The sequence below is a fragment of the Neobacillus sp. B24 genome (assembly GCF_055381825.1).
This window is the reverse complement of sequence record NZ_AP035777.1, coordinates 380,264-399,859: the sequence shown is the minus strand read 5'-3', so window position 1 is coordinate 399,859 and position 19,596 is coordinate 380,264. Positions and strand designations below refer to the sequence as shown.

Genomic DNA, 19,596 nt, shown 5'->3' with positions numbered 1-19,596 from the left:
TTTTTTGAGGTTTCATTCCCTCAAAACTAGATAATGCAGAAGAAGTTTCAGTAAACCGAATAATCATTATAACTTGGTTAAGTCCTCGATCGATTAGTATCAGTCAGCTCCACATGTCACCATGCTTCCACCTCTGACCTATCAACCTGATCATCTTTCAGGGATCTTACTAGCTTGACGCTATGGGAAATCTCATCTTGAGGGGGGCTTCATGCTTAGATGCTTTCAGCACTTATCCCGTCCGCACATAGCTACCCAGCGATGCCTTTGGCAAGACAACTGGTACACCAGCGGTGCGTCCATCCCGGTCCTCTCGTACTAAGGACAGCTCCTCTCAAATTTCCTGCGCCCACGACGGATAGGGACCGAACTGTCTCACGACGTTCTGAACCCAGCTCGCGTACCGCTTTAATGGGCGAACAGCCCAACCCTTGGGACCGACTACAGCCCCAGGATGCGATGAGCCGACATCGAGGTGCCAAACCTCCCCGTCGATGTGGACTCTTGGGGGAGATAAGCCTGTTATCCCCGGGGTAGCTTTTATCCGTTGAGCGATGGCCCTTCCATGCGGAACCACCGGATCACTAAGCCCGACTTTCGTCCCTGCTCGACTTGTAGGTCTCGCAGTCAAGCTCCCTTGTGCCTTTACACTCTACGAATGATTTCCAACCATTCTGAGGGAACCTTTGGGCGCCTCCGTTACTCTTTGGGAGGCGACCGCCCCAGTCAAACTGCCCACCTGACACTGTCTCCCACCCCGATCAGGGGTGCGGGTTAGAATTTCAATACAGCCAGGGTAGTATCCCACCGACGCCTCCACCGAAGCTGGCGCTCCGGCTTCTCAGGCTCCTACCTATCCTGTACAAGCTGTACCAAAATTCAATATCAGGCTACAGTAAAGCTCCACGGGGTCTTTCCGTCCTGTCGCGGGTAACCTGCATCTTCACAGGTACTATAATTTCACCGAGTCTCTCGTTGAGACAGTGCCCAGATCGTTACGCCTTTCGTGCGGGTCGGAACTTACCCGACAAGGAATTTCGCTACCTTAGGACCGTTATAGTTACGGCCGCCGTTTACTGGGGCTTCGATTCAGAGCTTCGCTTACGCTAACCCCTCCTCTTAACCTTCCAGCACCGGGCAGGCGTCAGCCCCTATACTTCGCCTTGCGGCTTCGCAGAGACCTGTGTTTTTGCTAAACAGTCGCCTGGGCCTATTCACTGCGGCTCATCACAGCTATTCACCGTAATGAGCACCCCTTCTCCCGAAGTTACGGGGTCATTTTGCCGAGTTCCTTAACGAGAGTTCTCTCGCTCACCTTAGGATTCTCTCCTCGCCTACCTGTGTCGGTTTGCGGTACGGGCACCTTTTATCTCGCTAGAGGCTTTTCTTGGCAGTGTGGAATCAGGAACTTCGGTACTATATTTCCCTCGGCATCACAGCTCAGCCTTTACGAGAAGCGGATTTTCCTGCTTCTCAGCCTAACTGCTTACACGCGCATAACCAGCAGCGCGCTTACCCTATCCTCCTGCGTCCCCCCATCACTCAAACGATAAAGAGGTGGTACAGGAATATCAACCTGTTGTCCATCGCCTACGCCTTTCGGCCTCGGCTTAGGTCCCGACTAACCCTGAGCGGACGAGCCTTCCTCAGGAAACCTTAGGCATACGGTGGACGGGATTCTCACCCGTCTTTCGCTACTCATACCGGCATTCTCACTTCTAAGCGCTCCACCAGTCCTTACGGTCTAGCTTCAACGCCCTTAGAACGCTCTCCTACCGCGGACACCTAATGGTGTCCACCCACAGCTTCGGTGATACGTTTAGCCCCGGTACATTTTCGGCGCAGAGTCACTCGACCAGTGAGCTATTACGCACTCTTTAAATGGTGGCTGCTTCTAAGCCAACATCCTGGTTGTCTAAGCAACTCCACATCCTTTTCCACTTAACGTATACTTTGGGACCTTAGCTGGTGGTCTGGGCTGTTTCCCTTTTGACTACGGATCTTATCACTCGCAGTCTGACTCCCACGGATAAGTCATTGGCATTCGGAGTTTGTCTGAATTCGGTAACCCGATGAGGGCCCCTAGTCCAAACAGTGCTCTACCTCCAAGACTCTTACTACGTGAGGCTAGCCCTAAAGCTATTTCGGAGAGAACCAGCTATCTCCAAGTTCGATTGGAATTTCTCCGCTACCCACACCTCATCCCCGCACTTTTCAACGTGCGTGGGTTCGGGCCTCCATCCAGTGTTACCTGGACTTCACCCTGGACATGGGTAGATCACCTGGTTTCGGGTCTACGACTACATACTATGACGCCCTATTCAGACTCGCTTTCGCTGCGGCTCCGTCTTTTCAACTTAACCTCGCATGTAATCGTAACTCGCCGGTTCATTCTACAAAAGGCACGCCATTACCCATGAATGGGCTTTGACTACTTGTAGGCACACGGTTTCAGGTACTATTTCACTCCCCTTCCGGGGTGCTTTTCACCTTTCCCTCACGGTACTGGTTCACTATCGGTCACTAGGGAGTATTTAGCCTTGGGAGATGGTCCTCCCTGCTTCCGACCGGATTTCACGTGTCCGGCCGTACTCAGGATCCACTCAGGAGGGAACGAAGTTTCAACTACAGGGCTTTTACCTTCTACGGCTGGCCTTTCCAGGCCGCTTCATTTACCCCGTTCCTTTGTAACTCCATGTTGAGTGTCCTACAACCCCGAAAGGCAAGCCTTTCGGTTTGGGCTGTTCCCGTTTCGCTCGCCGCTACTCAGGGAATCGCGTTTGCTTTCTCTTCCTCCGGGTACTTAGATGTTTCAGTTCCCCGGGTCTGCCTTCCATACCCTATGTATTCAGGTAAAGATACTGCTCCATTACGAGCAGTGGGTTCCCCCATTCGGAAATCTCCGGATCAAAGCTTACTTACAGCTCCCCGAAGCATATCGGTGTTAGTCCCGTCCTTCATCGGCTCCTAGTGCCAAGGCATCCACCGTGCGCCCTTTCTAACTTAACCTAAAAGGTTTTACTCTAACATTCATTAGAGAGAAAAACTAAAATGGCGATCACTCGGTTTTTACTTGGTTACTTCTTCTTACGATTATCTAGTTTTCAAAGAACGAATAAAAAAGCTTTGAGAGAATAATTCCCTCAAAACTAAACAAACAGAAAACAATCAACGTTTTATTAGTCCGTAAGGACTAACGATTCCTTAGAAAGGAGGTGATCCAGCCGCACCTTCCGATACGGCTACCTTGTTACGACTTCACCCCAATCATCTGTCCCACCTTAGGCGGCTGGCTCCTTACGGTTACCCCACCGACTTCGGGTGTTACAAACTCTCGTGGTGTGACGGGCGGTGTGTACAAGGCCCGGGAACGTATTCACCGCGGCATGCTGATCCGCGATTACTAGCGATTCCGGCTTCATGCAGGCGAGTTGCAGCCTGCAATCCGAACTGAGAATGGTTTTATGGGATTGGCTCAACCTCGCGGTTTTGCAGCCCTTTGTACCATCCATTGTAGCACGTGTGTAGCCCAGGTCATAAGGGGCATGATGATTTGACGTCATCCCCACCTTCCTCCGGTTTGTCACCGGCAGTCACCTTAGAGTGCCCAACTAAATGCTGGCAACTAAGATCAAGGGTTGCGCTCGTTGCGGGACTTAACCCAACATCTCACGACACGAGCTGACGACAACCATGCACCACCTGTCACTCTGTCCCCCGAAGGGGAAAGTCCTATCTCTAGGAGTGTCAGAGGATGTCAAGACCTGGTAAGGTTCTTCGCGTTGCTTCGAATTAAACCACATGCTCCACCGCTTGTGCGGGCCCCCGTCAATTCCTTTGAGTTTCAGCCTTGCGGCCGTACTCCCCAGGCGGAGTGCTTAATGCGTTAGCTGCAGCACTAAGGGGCGGAAACCCCCTAACACTTAGCACTCATCGTTTACGGCGTGGACTACCAGGGTATCTAATCCTGTTTGCTCCCCACGCTTTCGCGCCTCAGCGTCAGTTACAGACCAGAAAGCCGCCTTCGCCACTGGTGTTCCTCCACATCTCTACGCATTTCACCGCTACACGTGGAATTCCGCTTTCCTCTTCTGCACTCAAGTCCCCCAGTTTCCAATGACCCTCCACGGTTGAGCCGTGGGCTTTCACATCAGACTTAAAGGACCGCCTGCGCGCGCTTTACGCCCAATAATTCCGGACAACGCTTGCCACCTACGTATTACCGCGGCTGCTGGCACGTAGTTAGCCGTGGCTTTCTGGTCAGGTACCGTCAAGGTACCGGCAGTTACTCCGATACTTGTTCTTCCCTGACAACAGAGCTTTACGACCCGAAGGCCTTCTTCGCTCACGCGGCGTTGCTCCATCAGACTTTCGTCCATTGTGGAAGATTCCCTACTGCTGCCTCCCGTAGGAGTCTGGGCCGTGTCTCAGTCCCAGTGTGGCCGATCACCCTCTCAGGTCGGCTACGCATCGTCGTCTTGGTGAGCCGTTACCTCACCAACTAGCTAATGCGCCGCGGGCCCATCTGTAAGTGTCAGCGTAAACCGACTTTCACCTTACCAACATGTGTTGATAAGAATTATCCGGTATTAGCACCGGTTTCCCGGTGTTATCCCAGTCTTACAGGCAGGTTGCCCACGTGTTACTCACCCGTCCGCCGCTAACCAACAGGAGCAAGCTCCTATTGATTCGCTCGACTTGCATGTATTAGGCACGCCGCCAGCGTTCGTCCTGAGCCAGGATCAAACTCTCCAAAAAAGATGAGTTGATTAGCTCATAAAAGTTACGTTGGCTTCATTCCGTTAGGAATGAATAATTTTATTGTTGACGTTTTTGTTTGTTTAGTTTTCAAAGAACTATCAGTTAGCCTCTTCTCAGAAGCAACTCTATTAATATATCACATCGTCAATTTCGTGTCAACAACTTTCTAGATGTTTTTTAACATCACCGTGTTGTTAACGCGTCAGTAACGACTGCTTTAATATAATATCACCGTGCCTATAATACGTCAACACTAAATTTAACTTTTTATAAAAAAGTAACCGGCCGACTATCACCGGACCGGTTATCTCATTTATTTTGTAATCTTTATAATACCTTCCTGCATTAGGTCAACAAGACCCTGCTTTTCCACCACAACTTTTTCGCCTGCAGCCAGGTTAGTGAAGACAATCGGGCTAATGGTTGATTTGGCATGTTCTTTCATATAAGCAATATCAAACTTCAACAAATGCTGGCCCTTTGTGACTGTGGCATTTTCAAATACCAATGTTTCAAACCCCTGGCCTTTTAAGTTAACCGTATCTAATCCAACATGGATTAGAATTTCACGGCCGCTATCAGAGAGAATTCCGATCGCGTGCTGTGTTGGGAATAGGTTAACGATTTTTCCATCAACAGGAGAAACAACGATTCCTTCCTCCGGAACAATTGCAAAACCGTCGCCCATCATTTTTTCTGCAAAAACCAGATCTGGAACTTCGCTGATTGGCTTGATTTGACCTTTGATCGGAATGACAAAACTATCGATGACATTCAGTTTATTTTGTAATGCTCCCGGATTCACTGTTTCAATTTGCTGTACTGCACCTATTTCAGGTGACTTTTCAACTATCCGAGGGGTTTTGCCTCTCACAATATCCTGCATTTGGCTTTTTATTGTTTCTGAACGCGGTCCAAAGATAGCTTGTATATTATTACCTACTTCGAGTACAGCTGTAGCTCCTAAGCGCTTCAGTTCATCCTTATCTACAATCTCTATATCATTTACCGTAACACGAAGACGTGTGATGCATGCATCGAGATAGGTAATATTTTTCTGTCCGCCCATTGCCTCAAGAATATTATACGGCAGATCTCCTGCATGTTGTTTTGTCCCCATCTCTGCAAATGGTGTTTCCTCATCTTCTCTGCCTGGTGTTTTTATGTTTAACATTTTAATCAACAACCGGAAAACGAAGTAATAAACAACCGCAAAAACGATACCCAATAGGATAGCAATCCACCATTTTTCTTTTCCTGGCAGTATCCCAAACAAAAAGAAGTCAATGGCTCCTCCAGAGAATGTATAACCCAAATGAACTTTAAATAAGGCCATTAATACAAAGGCAAGTCCATCCAATACGGCGTGGATAAAGAATAATAGCGGTGATACAAACAAGAAGGAAAATTCAATTGGTTCAGTAATACCCGTTAAGAATGATGTTAAGGCAGCAGAACCAAGCAGACCAGCTACTAGTTTTTTCTTTTCTGGCTTGGCTGTATGATACATCGCCAGTGCAGCGGCCGGCAAACCAAACATCATAATCGGGAATTCACCCTGCATAAAGTAGCCGGCTGTCAGTTTTACATTATCTTTTAATTGAGCAAAGAAAATCGTCATATCACCATGAACGATGTTGTCAGCTTGTGTTTTATAGGATCCAAACTCATACCAAAATGGCGCATAGAAAATATGATGCAGCCCAAATGGAATGAGCAAACGTTTTATAAAGCCAAAAAAGAAAACAGCCACATAGGTTCCACTTCCCAGCAGCCAGTTAGAAGCAGAGTTCATCCCATGCTGGATGGGCGGCCACATCACTAATAGTAATAAACCAGCAATCAACGAAAAGACGGCAGTAACAATCGGGACAAACCGTTTACCTGCAAAGAATCCAAGAAAAGAGGGCATTTCAATCTTGTGGTATCGATTGTAGGCAAAAGCCGCAATAAGCCCAACAATAATTCCTCCAAATACACCCGTTTGTAACGTGGGGATTCCCAGTACATTCGCATAAGAGGGATTATCAGCAACCATCTTTGCTGTTACACCTGCCCACGTACTCATTACTTGGTTTAATACTAAATAGCCAACAATAGCGGCAAGCGCCGCAGCTCCATCTCCTGCTAACCCTAATGCAACACCAGCTGCAAAGATAAGCGCTAAGTTACCAAAAATAATGGAACCAGCATCCTCCATTACACTTGCAATCAACTGAATCCATTCCGCATGTAAAAACGGCAGATATTCAAGCGTTGTGGGCTGCTGCAATGCATTTCCGATCCCCAGCAATAACCCTGCTGCCGGCAAGAGGGCAACAGGAAGCATTAATGCTTTACCTATTTTTTGAAGAACGCCAAAAACGTTTTTAAACATCAAAGTGTTCCTCCTACTAATTATTGTTTCAGTTCATTAAACGTTTCACTTAATAAAAAGCAAAAAAGGCATGAGCAAAAGACCAATTGAATGAAGACATGGGTATAGAATTCCCATTCATTTTCATTTCAATAGATTTTTACTTATGCCTGATCGAATCAGTAACACGTAAGATGAGGATTATTTAATTTTAGTTTGCAGACGCTGCAAATGCATTGTAAGATACACAGCTTCAGCATCAAAAACTTTCATTTTTAGTGTATGCTGCATGATTTTAATAAGCTTCCAAGCGAGATTATAGCAGACAGGATATTCTTCTTTAAAGAGAGTCGCAATTTTTTCTGGTTCCTCGACCCGTTCCCCCTTTTTCACCCGTTCAATGGTAAATCGGAGATGACGGACAAGTCTCATATAATCAATGCTTTCTCGATCAATTTCAATATCAAACTGCTTTTCCACCAATTCGACTAATCTGCTAATCAGCTGCGAATGCTGGTTGACCTCAGACAGTTCTTTATTTGTAATGGCGCTATGGATATGAAGTGCGATAAAACCAATTTCACCTACAGGTAAGACAAGGCCTGTTTTTTGTTTAATCAGCTCGACTACTTCCTTCGCTACCTCATATTCGCGGCGATAGAGCGCTTTCGTTTCGACTAAAAAGGGGTTGCTCGTCTCCATCCCCTGGGATGCCCTTGTTAGAGCAAACATTAAGTGGTCTGTTAAGGCAACATGTATATGTTCATTCAGCACCGAATTCGTTCGCTGCTTAATTAAGTCCATTGCGGAAATAATAACCTCATGGAAATTTTGATCAAGAAACGGAAGCAGCTTAATATAATTCTCCTGCGCTGTCTCATTTTTCAAAACAAACAATTTTTCCACCTTATCGGTATCGATAAAGTCGCCCCGCTTGCGGTTAAAGCCGATGCCTTTGCCGATAATCACCACTTCATTGTAAGCAGGGTGCTCCGCAATTAACACATTATTATTTAACGCTTTCTCAATTCTAAGTCTTGCCATTTCTTTTCCCCGCTTCGCAGACTATTAGTACTTTCATACTAAAAGACTAGAAACAGGAAGTCAACGACCTAGTTTTACAAAGACTTGAATTATTCATATTTAATGCCCCTCAGCCCTAAGAAAAAGAACAATAGCGAAAAACCTAGTAATGCTGCTGTATCCTTCCATAAGGATGCCGCGTGCAAACTGCCGCTGACGATTTCCTTAAACCCGGCCATTGCCCAGCTTTGCGGGACGCCGAGGGCAATCTTTTGCATAAAGTCTGGCATGATATCAATTGGCCAATAAACACCTCCGAGCATACAGGTGCTCACAATTAACACCGCGCCAATCGCCGAGGCCTGCTGCTTCGTTTTAACAAGCCCGGCAATCATTAGTCCAAAGCCCACCACCATTACGATCACGAGTGAGGCAAATGGAATCAGGTATGCTAAATTTCCCCAGCCAATATCAAACATCAGGCTCATCGCTGTCATTAATACACCAAGTTGAATCCACCCCATAAAGAAATAGGATAAGATATAGCCCATGATAATCTGAAGCCTCGTGGCCGGTGTCAGCATCAAGCGCCCCCATGTACCTCCGATTCGTTCATCCAGAATTGTGGAGGCCGCACCGGATAGGCCAAACATCATAAACATAATCGCAAAACCGACAAACATTAAATTAATGTCTGCTTTGTCATTTTTCTCTTTTTGGATGATTTCCTTTTCTATCTTAACTCCTTTATTAGCGGTAACTGCCTGCAGCAATTTCGGAAAAGATGCTGGCTCTCCAAAGGCAGCTGTTTGGTAAGAGCGCAGGATTAACCCTGCTGTTCCCTGCAAATATCGGTTTAACGCATAATATTGCTCCGTTTTCCGCTGAATCACTACATCAAATAGCGGCTGGTTTTCAATGATTCTCTGCTTCAGGTTGTCCGGGATTACTACTGCAGCAATGGTATCCTGTTCGGATACATTTGACCTTGCCTGCTTTAAGGATGCTTTCTTCCAAGTATATTGTTCATTTTTCTTCAAAAGGTTATAAACCTCTGTACTAAATTCACCTTGGCCGACAACAATATTGACTAACGGCTTTGTCTCCTGCGATTTTACTGACATGCCGCCAAAGATATAGCTGAACAGTGCCGGCATCACAAACATCAGCACAATGGAGCCTGGCGATTTGAAAAATTTCTTCAAATGAAGGGTAAGAATATTCCACATCTTACGCATATTTCCCTCTCCTTTCCATCGAAAGGCGAATTAACCCAATTGCAAAAAAGAGTAATCCGAGTCCAATGGCCCCGCCTGCTGCCGGCAGGATATCACCCAAAGATGCACCGGTCATTAACTTTAGGTATGTCTGCAGCGCAAGCCCGTTTGGAATCAGCTTTGTAAGTGAAACAACCCAATCCGGGAAAATATACAGCGGTGCCATACTTCCACCCAAGGCGGCTAGAATTTGCGAACCAAACATGCCCGCAACCGAGAAGGCTTTTTCTGTTTTGACAAACGCGCCCGCCAACACCCCAAGTCCGCAGGCATTAATGACAAAAGCGGCTGTCATGACAGCAATTCCGGATGCCGATCCGCCCCAATCGACGCCAAATATATATTTCGTTCCGGCAATAATAATTGCGGCTTGGAGCAAGCAAATAATGACAAGCCCAAGCAGCTTTCCAATGAGGTAATTGGTGTAGGTTAACTGCGATAGAAGCAATCGTTTATAGACCTCTTGTTCCTTTTCAAGAATCATATTGGAAACACCCTGAACAACTGTCATTAATAGAAACATCACGCCCATTGCCGCTGCATAATATTGGAACGAACTGACGATTTTTGTTTTCGCATTAACGGTCGTTTCTTTGAGCAAGTGCCGGGAAGCAGATGGATCTTGGAGGTTGTCAGTTGTAGTGGTTCCTGTTTGTGCGGCTGAGGGATCTACTTCAGTGCCTTCTGCCTGAACAGCCTGCGCTGCTTGTCTTGCCATTACTTCAATCGGAATATTATCGGCGAATTGCTCCATTACTTTCTCTACAATATCATCTTTGATTCCTGGGTCTGGACCTGTTAACAGCTTTACCTTCGCCTCTTCCCCCGAGGCCAAAGACGACGAGAAGTCAGACTCTATGATGAGTCCAATTGAAAGCTTCTGATTTTTTATTTCTTTATGTAGCTCATCTTCGCTAAACTGCTTTATATTGATTTCCTTCGATAATTGCTTTTGAAAAACCTCTTCAATCAACGCTGTGCTAAGCGGGCCATCGTCCAAATTAGCAACCCCGAGGCTGAACTTCTTGAATGGGACAGCATCCTCTTCTTCAAACATATTTCCAAACGCAGCACCCAGGATCGATATTAACAGCAGCGGCATCATCACAAGCGTGAGCAATGCCTTTTTATCACGGGCGAGCATCAGCAAGTCCTTCCACGCAAGCCACCAAAAAGCCATGACTTTCACCCCTAATCCCTTAGGCTTCGGCCAGTTAAGTGGAGAAAGATGCTCTCAAGATTTGGCTCGACTATATCTACTGAACTAACCTTAGCCCCTGTTTTTGTAACCCGTTGAATCATTTCGCTTAATACCGATTGCGGTTGTTTATGAAAAGCTGTCAGCAGGTTATCTTGAAGCTTTAAATCCTTTTCTAAAAATAAACCTTCGAGCGCCGCTGACATTTTCGCTTTTTCGGTTGTAGTGCTATCAATGGTTAAATTAATTCTCGAGCGGTCGCCAATCGATTCCCGTAATTCCTTTAATGTGCCGCTGGCAATTAACTCACCGTGGTCAATAATCCCAATCCGTTCACAGAGGTATTCGACTTCCTCCATATAGTGGCTCGTGTACATAATCGTCATACCTTCGCTGTTTAACCGCTTAACCGTCTCCAAAATGTGATTCCGCGATTGCGGATCGATGCCCACCGTCGGCTCGTCCATAATTAACATTTCCGGCCGATGTAATATTGCCGCCCCGATATTGACCCGGCGCTTCATCCCGCCGGAAAAGGTTTCAACCTTATCTTTAGCTCGGTCAGACAGTCCGATAATTTCCAGCACTTCCTCGACACTCTTCTCCAGCGCTTTGCCGCTGAGATTGTACATTCTGCCCCAAAACTTCAGATTTTCCCTCGCGGACATTTCCTGATACAGGGCGATTTCCTGCGGGACGACTCCAATCCATTTTTGTGCCTGCTTCGTATTTTTGATGACATCCATATCTTTGACATGGATGGTTCCAGCGGTCGGCGGGAACAATCCGGTAATCATATTAATCGTGGTTGACTTTCCGGCACCATTTGGTCCCAACAGCCCGAATGACTCGCCTTTTTCCACTGAAAAAGAGATACCTTTCACCGCTTCAAACTGACCAAAGCTTTTTCGTAAATTATGAACGGTCAGCATGTTCACATTCATCACTTCCCCAATTCTTTGTCTCTTTCATCTCTATCATACAGGAGTAAATTGGAAAAAAATATATATTTTTCAGGAAAAAAGAACCAAAAAAAGAGCCGCGAACACATTGTTCACAGCTCTTTTTACTGATATTAATGTTGTAAAAATATAAAATACAGTGCAAAGATGACAAAGAAGAAGTACATGATTGGATGAATATCCTTAGCCCTGCCCTTTACCAGCATCGTAATTGGATAAAAGATGAAACCAAGGCCAATCCCTGTCGCAATGCTGTAAGATAGAGGCATCGCAATCACGGTTAAGAAAGCTGGCACGGCAATTTCAAAACTCGTCCATTCGATTTTTCCTAATGAAGATACCATCAGGACCCCAACGATGATTAAAGCTGGTGCTGTTACAGGTGCTGTGACAACTGACAGAAGCGGGAAGAAAAAGATCGATAAAATGAACAGTCCGGCAGTTACCAATGATGCGAACCCTGTTCTTGCCCCTGCAGCCACCCCCGCAGTTGACTCAACATAAGAAGTAACCGTTGATGTACCAAGAATCGCTCCTGTGGTTGAAGCAATTGAATCGGAAATTAACGCTCTACCGGCACGCTCGAGCTTACCGTTCTTCATTAACCCTGCTTGACTCGCTACCCCAACCAGGGTACCGGCATTGTCAAAGAAATCAACAAACAAGAATGTCAGGACAATTCCAATCATCGCTGTTGAATAAAACGAACTGTCACCTAAGGATGTGAAAGCTGCCCCGAAGGTCGGTGAAATACTTGGAACTTCACCAAAAAATTTATGAGGTACTTCAATTAAATTAAATATCATTCCGACAATAACCGTGATGACCATTCCGTAGAATACTGCACCATTAATGCCTCTTGTCATCATGATCACTGTTACAATAATTCCAAAAATGGCAAGCAAGGTGTTAGGTTCGGATAAATCTCCCAACCCAACAAGTGTTGCGTCGTTATTAACAATAATTTTTGCATTCTGCAAGCCGATAAAGGTAATGAACAAACCGATACCTGCGCCAACTGCGTGCTTTAATTCAACTGGAATCGCATTGATGATTTTTTCACGAAGACCGGTTAATGTTAAAATCAAGAAAAATACTCCGGAAATGAATACAGCACCTAATGCATGCTGCCATGGAATCCCGCTTCCCAATACGACTGTGTAAGCAAAGAAGGCATTCAAGCCCATCCCTGGTGCCAGCGCCAACGGATATTTACCGACAAGCCCCATAATGATGGAACCTAACGCAGAAGCCAATGCAGTAGCCACAAATACAGCCCCATAATCCATCCGCAATGCATCTGGCAGATCCTCGATTGATGCCAGTGATAATGTCAGCGGATTAACAACTAAGATATAGGCCATTGCCAAGAAAGTGGTCAGTCCGCCGATAAATTCACGGCGGTAACTCGTTCCATATTTCTCAAACTCAAAATACTTGTGCATGTTTTTTCCCCCAGTTTTTCTTTTAATATAAACAAAAAAACGCTCCGGTATTCTACCGGAACGTTGACTTAAGGCTATGTAAACAGAGAAAAACCCATTCCACTCTATTTAAACACTGCCTCGTAGTCAAGCCATTTACGGTAGCTCGGTAGAAACTTTTGGGCCATATCCCCAATATTATACGACGCTTTTCGACATATTTAATTCCCTTTTATCATACCAGCGCTTTTTCATTTCGTCAATAAAAAATACGAACGATATTAAATAAAAATTTAACATCGTTCGTATTTTAAACTGTTATTGTCTAGCTCCAGCGCCTAGGGGCGCTTCCGCTTTTCTTATTCCCACTCAATGGTGGCTGGCGGCTTGCTGGTGATATCGTAAACTACGCGATTCACATGGGGTACTTCGTTGACAATCCTGGTCGAAATAACTTCCAGCACATCCCACGGAATCCGGGCCCAATCAGAGGTCATCCCATCAATCGAAGTGACCGCACGGATCCCAATCGTGTAATCGTAGGTACGGGTATCGCCCATAACCCCGACGCTGCGGATATCTGGAAGCACGGTAAAGTATTGCCAGATTTCACGGTCAAGTCCGGCTTTTTTAATTTCCTCACGGAGAATCCAATCCGATTCACGGACAATTTCAAGCTTATCTTCCGAGATTGCACCAAGAACACGGATGCCAAGACCCGGACCAGGGAACGGCTGGCGCCAGACGATATCATCCGGAATTCCAAGCTCTGTGCCAAGTGCCCGCACTTCATCTTTAAATAAGGTGTTTAGCGGTTCAATCAATTTGAACTGCATATCTTCAGGCAGGCCGCCGACATTGTGGTGCGATTTAATCGTCTGGGCCGTTGCTGTACCGCTTTCGATGATATCTGTATAAAGCGTTCCTTGGGCTAAAAACTCAATTCCCTCAAGCTTGGTCGCTTCATCATCAAACACATAAATAAATTCGTTTCCGATAATCTTCCGCTTTTTCTCAGGGTCAGAAACATCTTTCAGCTTCGATAAGAAACGATCTTTAGCATCAACCTTGATGACATTCATATGGAAGCCCTCGGAGAAGGTTTTCATGACACTCTCAGCTTCATTTTTTCTAAGCAGTCCGTGATCAACAAAAATACAAGTTAGTTGATCGCCGATTGCCTTATGAATCAAGACGGCAACAACGGAGGAATCAACTCCGCCGCTTAACGCGCAAAGCACCTTTTTATCGCCAACAGTTTCACGGATTTTCGCCATTTCCATTTCAATAAAGTTTTCCATTGACCAATCGCCGCTGCAATCACAGACGTTGAAAACGAAATTTTTCAGAAGGTCATTGCCATAAACAGAATGGCGTACCTCCGGGTGGAACTGAACCGCGTAAAGGTTCCTAGCCTTATCGCTCATCGATGTAATCGGACATGATGGGCTTGTCGCGTCAATCGTAAATCCTTCAGGTGCCTCAACCACCAAGTCGCCGTGGCTCATCCATACAACCTGCTCCTCTGGCAGACCGCCAAACAGCGCCGATTGGTTCTGCACTTTCATTGTCGCCTTCCCGTACTCACGGTGTTTCGCTTTTTCCACTTTGCCGTCAAAATGGACCGTCATTAATTGCATTCCATAACAAATGCCGAGAATAGGCAGACCCATTTCAAAAATCTCTTCGTCACAGCGGAATGAATTTTCATCATAAACACTGTTTGGACCACCGGAAAAAATGATACCCTTCGGATTCATTTTGCGGATTTCCTCTGCCGTAATCGTATGTGGATGCAGTTCGCTATAAACACCAAATTCACGAATTCGTCTAGTGATTAACTGATTATATTGACTCCCGAAGTCCAAAACAACAATCATATCTTGCTTTCCCGTCAAGTTTGGCCACCTCAATTTATTTAAGTTAGTTTAGTTTTACCATTTTTAAATAAAATAAAAAAAACTAGAATTCTCCCTCCAATATCTCTCAGGAAGGCAGAATTCTAGTACTCTCACAATTACTTATGACCAATTCTGCCTTCATAGTCAGGCCATTTACGGCAGCCCGGTAGAGACTCTCGAACCCTATTTTCGAGGATATATGAAGGAAACGTTCTATTAAATTCCAACATATTGTATCAATAGGATGTTTTAATGGTCAAGCAATTGTCTTTTTGATTAAATTTTCCCACAACTTACGAGCATCATCCCAGCTCCCTTCAGGAAGAGACTGATGGTACACGTACTGCTCATAACGGTCCGTCAGCCTCGTCATCTCCCGGGTTGAGAAGAAGCTGTCGACATACCGGGCATAGTTTCGTAGTGTCTGGTTCTCCTGCCGCTTTAATCCGTAGCGTTCAAGCTGCTTTAGCAGAATTATGTAGGCCGCCCCGATAGTTTCATCTTTTCTCCTAAAGCGATAGCGCAACATCAGAATATATGGGAACCATTTGCCGCGGATTCGGTAAAGGATCAAGACTGCCGATGTTGTGAGCAGCATCCAAAACAGGAGTGCCAGCCAATTTTTATTAAAGTAGTCTTGAATGTTGGTCATAATCGTTGCAAAATCAAACGCTGATTCCTTGGAGTTCGCTGGTGATTCATCACGCTCTTCCTTCTGCGGTTTTTGAACCGGTACTGGAGGAGGTGTTTGACTGCTTGATGGTGTTTCCCCAGATGCAAAGTCGATAGTCAGGTTATTGGAAAACCCTTTGGTCGGTTCAAATGGCACCCAACCCTGACCAGGAATAAATACTTCAACCCATGAGTGGGCATTATTATTGGTAATTTGATAAATTTCCTTCGATTCATCCCCCTGGGTATATTCCGTGAACTCGCCGCCGGTAAAGCCTTTTACCCAGCGCGTCGGAATCCCGATTGTCCGCAGCATAACCGCCATTGAGGTGGAAAAATTATCGCAATACCCTGTTTTCGTATCGAACAGGAATTGATCAACATAGTCTTCGTTTCCCGTTGGCAGGGCAACATTTTTTTGATCATACGTATATTCCGCATTACCGAAATAACTCTCAACCGCTCGTGCCTTATCAAACCAATTTGACTCTTTGGCTGTAATTTCTTCACTTAATTGCTTGATCCTAGGAGGAAGGTTTTCGGGAAGCTCGATATATCTTTGATAAAATTCCTGGCTCATTGCATTCGGGTCAAAGCCCGTCGGTTTTCTTAAATCAATTGCCTTATATCTAGGCACTTTAAAGTCAACACTATAGTCATAGGAACGGAGGTTGTTAATTTTTTCTGTTGATGAATCCATTTCAATATTGTACCTGTCAGGAATACCTGGATTAATATCAGTAAATTTTTGAACTCCCGCCGGATAGACGATTAATGATGATTCTCGTGCGGAGGTGATTCTTGCTGTTTCATCCCTCGTTTCAACAGTACTAGGAATGGAAAATACCGGAACGGGGTCTGACTTGGTAAATTCAATTGGTGTCGACCCCGAGGCAATCCAGCCCCTCCCTGTATATATATCCTTCGTTTCAACCTTCCAATAATGCTTTCCATTGGATTCAATCGTAAACACGGTTGTATTATCGCCAATAAACGGCCCGCCGAGCCGTTCATCATTGGAGCCATAGCCAATTCGACTAATGCCGCCAAGGCCGTCACTGCCCCCCTTACCTTGTGCCGCTTTCAAATAGGGAACCGGATCCGGCCAGATTGGCTCTGCCTTGGGTGCGGCAATTCCGAGCAAAACACTAAATGCAATCATGCCAACTAGTGGAGCCATCCATTTTTTCAAGGAGGAGGATTGGCTCCCATGTTCTCTCATACTAATCCGAGAGAATGTTAACATCCCCATTATCGCAAATCCCACGACAACACTTCGGACAATCGCTACTTTTGCATCATATTCAGTAAATGTATCCAAGATCGTAATATAAACTAAGGTCATAAAGAAGAAGATAAAAATCCGCTGCTGCCGCAACAGCCAATAATGCAGGAGGTAAACCATCAGCCACAGCAACACAAAAAATAATAGTGTTCGAAATTGATCGGTTAAATCGTTCCAGCTTTGGGCGAAAATCAACCCGAAGTTATTTACCAGATCAGACAGGAAGGTGCTGAGCCACTCAGTCTTGAAAAATCCCCCCTCATAATAGAATTGATTTACAGAAAACAGAATATAAAACGCATTAACCAGAAATTGCCAAAACCACTTCAATCGGAGAAAAGATGTGGCGAAGGCAACGATTATAAATACGAGAAATGTTTCAATATTGTCGGTATCGGTTAATTGTTCCACCGGCCGGAGCCATTCCCATATCAACATAAAACCAAAAACATATAAAAGAAAGGTCGGGAAATCTCGTTTTGTCATCGCAGGCTCACCTCCGAGAACGCTGAGGAAAAATCTCCGTCATGGACCATCATAACCCGGACACCGCGGGCACCCGCTGTCGCAATAAGTGAACGCTCCTCATCGCTCGGCGCTTCCTTTTTACCCTTTATTAAAAATAAGGTAATGGAGCCTTTACGTTTACCGAGAAAGCTGGCTTTTTCAATCAGTTTTTTATTGAGCTGTGCCGTGACAAGCATAAACGAAACAGATTGTTGGATAAACAGACTATCTGTTTCCAATACTTTTTCCAGCGGCGAAAAGCTCTTCGCTTCAATTTTAGCCAAATGATAGAACAGCTGCTGCAAATGCTGCTCGCCGCCTCTGATTGGAAACGAAGCCCGGTCGTTACTGATTGTCAGCAGCCCAGTTTGTGCGCCTTTTTTTAATACCGCCCTTATGAGTGAAGCGGTAAAGGAGACAACCGTTTCAAACCGCTTATCCGGAACGCAGTCCATCACGACAAACACATCATGCGATTGCCGCTGCTCGAATTCCTTCGTCATAATCTCGTTTCGCTTGGCACTCGCCTTCCAGTTAATCCAGGAAAAACGGTCTCCAGGCTGATAATCACGGACACCAACCGCCATTGTCGTATCACGCTGGACCCGCTCGCGTGATGCCGTTAACCCTTGGTCGTACTGGTTTTCAAACGGCCGGTAAAGCAATTGTGTAAACGCTGGATAAACGACAATCCTTCCTTCTGCAGGATGGGATTTTTCTTTTTCAAACAAGCCGAGCGGGTCGCCGATTTTCAGATTAAACGCGTGAAAAAAGTGCTCGCCGCGAGGAAGCTTATTAATACTATATTCATAAGAAAGTTGTTTTTTAAAGCCAGGAAACAGAATGGCCTTCGGCGAACTAAGCCGCTCGGCAAATTCCAATGCTTGTGTGAGCTCATCCTCAATAATTAAATAAAACAACGGAAAGCCCTTGGATCGATTTATCGTGACTATAACCTTTAGCGGCTCACCGGCATTGTAATCCGTTTTTGTTAAGGTTCTGGTCACTTCGATCTCATTCAGGGAATAGAGCGATAGTGCGACACAGTAGATGGCAAATGGCAGAAAACTGTAAAACAAAAACCAGCTGACAAATCCCCCTTGAAACATCGCATAGGAGAAGGTCAATAAAATGAGCAAGAACAGGAGGATAAACCTCCATGCCTTTTTCGTGAATTTCCAAAGCGTTTTCATGTTACTTCACAAGCCTTCGAACCGGAACAGGAACTCTGCCCACAACGCGGTTCACCACTTCTTCGGCCGAGATCCCCTCAAATTTCGCTTCCGATTTTAGGATAATTCGGTGCGACAAGACATACGGCGCCAAGTATTGTACGTCGTCTGGCAGCACATAGTCGCGTCCAAACAAATATGCATAAGCTTGAGCCGATTTCATCAAGGCAATAGAACCCCGTGGGCTCGCGCCAAGATAAACACTGCTATGTCCTCTAGTGCGGTTGACGATGTCCACAATATAGCGCTTAATCGTATCATCAACAAATACTTCTTTCACTTCCTGCTGCAGTCCGATTAGGCCTTCAGTGTCGATAACTGGCTGCAGGTCCTCAATTGGCGGAACCTTTTGCGCCCGGTTTAGGACTTCTATTTCTTCCTGGAGATCCGGATAACCCATTTTCATTTTTAGCAGGAAGCGGTCAAGCTGAGCCTCCGGCAGTGGATATGTACCCTCATACTCAATCGGGTTTTGTGTCGCCATGACGAAAAATGGCCTGCTCAGTTTGTGAGTCACACCATCGATGGTAACGCTCGCTTCCTCCATCCCTTCAAGCAGTGCCGATTGCGTTTTCGGCGAGGTCCGGTTTATTTCATCGGCTAGGATAATGTTCCCCATCAGCGGCCCGGGACGAAATTGGAATTCCATCTCCTTTGGATTGTAGATGGACACACCGGTTACATCGGAAGGTAATAGGTCCGGTGTAAACTGGATTCGGCGGAATTTGGCATTAACCGATTTGGCAAGGGCGCGGACCATCATCGTTTTTCCGACACCTGGGACATCCTCAAGCAGCACGTGACCGCCGGCAAGCAGGGCAACGAGACTGAGTTCCGCGACGTTCCGTTTTCCAATCATGACTTTTTCAATATTGGCGAGGATTTGATCTATAACAGGATTCATTTGTTCTTGTGCCAAGGTTATTCCTCCTCATAGGGGTTACTGCGTTTTTTCCATTCTACTTATCTATTCGATTAATTCCAGAAAAATTCCTGTA

10 protein-coding genes, 2 rRNA genes and 2 riboswitches are annotated in these 19,596 nt (G+C 45.7%); all 12 genes read right to left on the bottom strand.

The window, feature by feature from the left end; translation table 11 throughout:
* Positions 1-73: 73 nt before the first annotated feature.
* Positions 74-3,009 (bottom strand): 23S ribosomal RNA (locus ACZ43M_RS02035).
* A gap of 199 nt (positions 3,010-3,208) precedes the next feature.
* A 16S ribosomal RNA gene (locus ACZ43M_RS02030) occupies positions 3,209-4,758 on the bottom strand.
* Together the 16S and 23S rRNA genes form the textbook arrangement of a ribosomal RNA operon.
* A 316-nt stretch (positions 4,759-5,074) precedes the next feature.
* A complete protein-coding gene (gene ptsG, locus ACZ43M_RS02025) occupies positions 5,075-7,138 on the bottom strand; it encodes a glucose-specific PTS transporter subunit IIBC (RefSeq protein ID WP_464505824.1) in 2,064 nt (687 codons plus the stop codon).
* Between the two features lie 180 nt (positions 7,139-7,318).
* Positions 7,319-8,161 carry a glucose PTS transporter transcription antiterminator GlcT gene (gene glcT / locus ACZ43M_RS02020; protein WP_464505822.1) on the bottom strand — a complete coding sequence of 281 codons (843 nt, stop codon included), beginning with the start codon at positions 8,159-8,161 and terminating at the stop codon, positions 7,319-7,321.
* An 89-nt stretch (positions 8,162-8,250) separates the two neighbouring features.
* Positions 8,251-9,378, bottom strand: coding sequence for an ABC transporter permease (locus tag ACZ43M_RS02015; protein WP_464505821.1), 1,128 nt, complete (start codon positions 9,376-9,378; stop codon positions 8,251-8,253).
* Complete coding sequence (locus tag ACZ43M_RS02010; protein WP_464505820.1) at positions 9,371-10,597, bottom strand: ABC transporter permease; 1,227 nt, start codon at positions 10,595-10,597, stop codon at positions 9,371-9,373. The genes ACZ43M_RS02015 and ACZ43M_RS02010 overlap by 8 nt, the downstream gene beginning before the upstream one ends.
* Positions 10,598-10,608: 11 nt before the next feature.
* Complete coding sequence (locus tag ACZ43M_RS02005; protein WP_464507920.1) at positions 10,609-11,547, bottom strand: ABC transporter ATP-binding protein; 939 nt, start codon at positions 11,545-11,547, stop codon at positions 10,609-10,611.
* Between the two features lie 143 nt (positions 11,548-11,690).
* Complete coding sequence (locus tag ACZ43M_RS02000; RefSeq protein ID WP_464505819.1) at positions 11,691-13,022, bottom strand: NCS2 family permease; 1,332 nt, start codon at positions 13,020-13,022, stop codon at positions 11,691-11,693.
* 103 nt (positions 13,023-13,125) lie between these two features.
* Positions 13,126-13,227: riboswitch (purine riboswitch) on the bottom strand.
* Positions 13,228-13,360: 133 nt separating this feature from the next.
* Positions 13,361-14,881, bottom strand: coding sequence for a glutamine-hydrolyzing GMP synthase (gene guaA, locus ACZ43M_RS01995; protein ID WP_464507919.1), 1,521 nt, complete (start codon positions 14,879-14,881; stop codon positions 13,361-13,363).
* A 142-nt stretch (positions 14,882-15,023) separates the two neighbouring features.
* Positions 15,024-15,125: riboswitch (purine riboswitch) on the bottom strand.
* 33 nt (positions 15,126-15,158) lie between these two features.
* Positions 15,159-17,345, bottom strand: a complete 2,187-nt coding sequence (locus ACZ43M_RS01990; RefSeq protein WP_464505818.1) for a transglutaminase TgpA family protein — start codon at positions 17,343-17,345, stop codon at positions 15,159-15,161.
* Positions 17,342-18,559 carry a DUF58 domain-containing protein gene (locus ACZ43M_RS01985; RefSeq protein WP_464505817.1) on the bottom strand — a complete coding sequence of 406 codons (1,218 nt, stop codon included), beginning with the start codon at positions 18,557-18,559 and terminating at the stop codon, positions 17,342-17,344. The genes ACZ43M_RS01990 and ACZ43M_RS01985 overlap by 4 nt, the downstream gene beginning before the upstream one ends.
* Position 18,560: 1 nt before the next feature.
* A complete protein-coding gene (locus ACZ43M_RS01980; protein ID WP_464507918.1) occupies positions 18,561-19,502 on the bottom strand; it encodes an AAA family ATPase in 942 nt (313 codons plus the stop codon).
* Positions 19,503-19,596: the final 94 nt, after the last annotated feature.

What these genes read in the sequence shown, in the direction of transcription:
- ACZ43M_RS02000 (WP_464505819.1), bottom strand. Translation starts at nt 13,022, where the DNA reads ATGCACAAGTATTTTGAGTTTGAGAAATATGGAACGAGTTACCGCCGT.
- ACZ43M_RS02005 (WP_464507920.1), bottom strand. Translation starts at nt 11,547, where the DNA reads ATGCTGACCGTTCATAATTTACGAAAAAGCTTTGGTCAGTTTGAAGCG.
- ACZ43M_RS02015 (WP_464505821.1), bottom strand. Translation starts at nt 9,378, where the DNA reads ATGCGTAAGATGTGGAATATTCTTACCCTTCATTTGAAGAAATTTTTC.
- ACZ43M_RS02010 (WP_464505820.1), bottom strand. Translation starts at nt 10,597, where the DNA reads ATGGCTTTTTGGTGGCTTGCGTGGAAGGACTTGCTGATGCTCGCCCGT.
- ACZ43M_RS01990 (WP_464505818.1), bottom strand. Translation starts at nt 17,345, where the DNA reads ATGACAAAACGAGATTTCCCGACCTTTCTTTTATATGTTTTTGGTTTT.
- ACZ43M_RS01980 (WP_464507918.1), bottom strand. Translation starts at nt 19,502, where the DNA reads ATGAATCCTGTTATAGATCAAATCCTCGCCAATATTGAAAAAGTCATG.
- glcT (WP_464505822.1), bottom strand. Translation starts at nt 8,161, where the DNA reads ATGGCAAGACTTAGAATTGAGAAAGCGTTAAATAATAATGTGTTAATT.
- ACZ43M_RS01985 (WP_464505817.1), bottom strand. Translation starts at nt 18,559, where the DNA reads ATGAAAACGCTTTGGAAATTCACGAAAAAGGCATGGAGGTTTATCCTC.
- ptsG (WP_464505824.1), bottom strand. Translation starts at nt 7,138, where the DNA reads ATGTTTAAAAACGTTTTTGGCGTTCTTCAAAAAATAGGTAAAGCATTA.
- guaA (WP_464507919.1), bottom strand. Translation starts at nt 14,881, where the DNA reads ATGATTGTTGTTTTGGACTTCGGGAGTCAATATAATCAGTTAATCACT.